Source organism: Candidatus Mycoplasma haematobovis, from assembly GCF_001645765.1.
In the GTDB taxonomy this organism is placed as follows: Bacteria; Bacillota_I; Bacilli_A; order Mycoplasmatales; family Mycoplasmoidaceae; genus Eperythrozoon_B; species Eperythrozoon_B haematobovis.
This window is the reverse complement of the sequence record NZ_LWUJ01000007.1, coordinates 1-2,637: the sequence shown is the minus strand read 5'-3', so window position 1 is coordinate 2,637 and position 2,637 is coordinate 1. Positions and strand designations below refer to the sequence as shown.

Sequence of the window (2,637 nt, the reverse complement as noted above, 5' to 3'; positions counted from 1 at the left end):
AGCAAGCTTAAGCAAGCTGAAATCATTATTTCCAGTAATAGTTGTTGGCGCCTCTGTAGCAATAACTATTAAGTTATTGACAGAGGGTGCCCCAACTGCGACAGAGTTAATTAAAGTTTCTGCAGAAGAGGATATTTTAGATACTAAGTATGAAGATAAGCTTGAACCTCCGGTAGAGGATAAAGAAGAACCAGAAGAAAAGGATTCTGCAGAACAAGAACCGGTTAAAGATCAAGAAGATTCTTCTCCAGAACCACCAGAAGAGGATACACAACAAAAAGAAGAAGAAAATGATGATGCGACAACAGAGGAGCAAAATGAACAAGAATCTAAAGAACAAAAAGATGAAAAACAAGAGAAGAAACCTTCAGGAGGAAGGAGATTTGGGCAAGGGTTAATTCCTGGTTTACTAAAGAAACTCTTAGGCGGAGATAAGAAATAGATATGGCTTTACTAGGCAAGGCATCAATGATTTCTGTTGCATCAGCTACTTTAGCAAGTGGAGGAGTATATTGTGTTTATCAATATAATTCTGGTAGATCAGGAGTGCCTCGTTCTTTTGAAGATTACAAATTAGCATTTTTTGATCTTAATGGTGATGATGCTTTGTGAAATGCTAGATTGGAAGTTTTGAAAAATAATGAAGTAACTGGAAGTAGCGAATTATTGAAGAGTGCAAAAAAGAATCCTAGTTTGCAATCAATAAGAAAAGCATGCGGTGAATTTTATTCTTTAAAGTTTATTAGTAATAGTGATAAGGATGAAGATGATTTTAAGAAGTACTGTACAAAAACTAATAAAGATGTTTTAGGGAACGCGTGAGTTAGTGATTTTACTACAGATGTTCAAGCAGAGAAGATAGCAAGTAAGATTAGTAGTGCAGGGAATAAAGCTATTTCTCCTAAACTGGATGCTATTTTGAAGAAATATCCTGATAATAAAAAGAATAAATCTTTAGCAGAAGAAGTTAGTGCTTGGTGTAAAGAAGTGGGAGAATCTGTTTATTTAGGTGAAACAATTGATTTCAATAATAGTAAAGAATATTGTAAGGCAGTCCAATAATAATAAAAAAATAAGTATTACCAGTCTAGTATAAGTTTATTTAATGAAACTACCAGCAAGCTTAAGCAAGCTAAAATCACTCTTTCCGGTTGTTGTCGTTGGATCTTCTGTTCTAATAACCATTAAATTACTAACTGAATCAAATCCTTTATCTTCTGAGATATTAAAGGTTGATGCAGTTGAAGATATACAAAAAACTGATTATCAAGATGAACTAAAGGAGCCCGAACCAGAAAAGCCTCCAGTACCTGAAGAACCCCCTTCTCCTCCAGAGCCTGAAATACAATCTAATCAGGATCAGCAGGAAGCAACTGATGAAGATGACAAACAGGAAGGTGGTGATTCTAATAGTGATGAAAATCAACAAGAGAAACAGCAGCAAGAATCACAAAAACAACAAGATCATCAACAACCTAAGGGAGGAAGAAGAGCTTTCAAATCTAATGGTGGTACAGTTGTAGAGATATTGAAACAGTTTTTTGGTCAGAAAAAGCAATAAGTTTTTGAAAATTAAGGAAATTAGAATAGCTACTTAAAAGAGATTTAGTATGTTTCCTTTAATTAAGTTCTTAAAGATTGCGTTGCCTGTTGCTACAGCAACTGCGGCAACTATAGTTACGTCTTCTTTAGTATCTTTTCGTAAGACAGATCTAGATAAGACTAGAGATAATGAAGATCAAGAACTAAATGATTTTGTAAGTCCAGATGAAAAACATGAGGAAAGAAAGCTTTTCTACTCCAAAGAAGGAGATGCAAAAGAACTAACTTCTATTAGTACAGAACAAGCCGAACAAATTGAAAAAATATTGAAAGAGAAAAATGGGGATTTAGGAAAAGGAAAACAATTAGGTGGAGGAGATGTTTCTGAAAAAATTAATTTACAACAAAATAGTGAAAAAGTAGATGGAGATACCGGTCAGGATTTAGATACTCCTCAAGAATCTGTTTCTCCTACTTCTGACCAACACCCAACTAAGAGTCATGACGAAAATAATTTAGATAATGATGTAAATCTTGCTGAAGACATTGTCAATTCAGATGATGGACCTTTGTCAGACGTTAAATTACTTACTTCTGAATTTACACCACCAGAACCACAATCAAAACCTTCAGATGTTGAATTAACAAAAGATCCCCAAGGAGATCAAGATCAACAAGATGATAAATCAAGTTTACCTAGTGATGATGAAAAAAAGAAAAACTCTGAATCTAGAGGGGAGAAAAATGATTCACTAGAGCAAATTCCGCAAGATAAAGGCAATGAAGGGTTTGATTCAAAAGATAATCCGAAAGTGGTAAACTCATTAGAGGACAACAACGAAACTTCTAAAGGTTTAACTAATGAAACTTCAGAAGATAATGATTCAAACAATGAATTGCCAGATGTTTCTAGTTCTCATAAATTTGGAGGAGAAGAAGGCATACACAATTTAGGCGAAAACGTTAAACAATATTCAGACGAAGAAATAAGAAAATTGGAAGATTTGAAAAGTGAATTATCCAAATTTTCATCAGAACTTGAAGGATTAATTGATTTAAATAATTAATGAAACTACCAGCAAGCTTAAGCAAGCT

Annotated in this window: 4 protein-coding genes; all 4 read left to right on the top strand. The window is 33.8% G+C overall.

Features of this window, described 5'->3' with window-relative positions:
- On the top strand, positions 1–442 hold a 442-nt coding region (locus A6V39_RS00220), incomplete at its 5' end, for a hypothetical protein (RefSeq protein ID WP_187149657.1).
- A gap of 2 nt (positions 443–444) precedes the next feature.
- Complete coding sequence (locus A6V39_RS00215) at positions 445–1,062, top strand: hypothetical protein (protein WP_187149656.1); 618 nt, start codon at positions 445–447, stop codon at positions 1,060–1,062.
- 43 nt (positions 1,063–1,105) lie between these two features.
- On the top strand, positions 1,106–1,561 hold the full coding sequence (locus tag A6V39_RS00210) for a hypothetical protein (RefSeq protein WP_187149655.1): 456 nt from the start codon (positions 1,106–1,108) through the stop codon (positions 1,559–1,561).
- A gap of 49 nt (positions 1,562–1,610) precedes the next feature.
- Positions 1,611–2,609: a hypothetical protein gene (locus A6V39_RS00205; RefSeq protein ID WP_187149654.1), complete on the top strand. Its 999-nt coding sequence runs from the start codon at positions 1,611–1,613 to the stop codon at positions 2,607–2,609.
- The last annotated feature ends 28 nt before the right edge of the window (positions 2,610–2,637 follow it).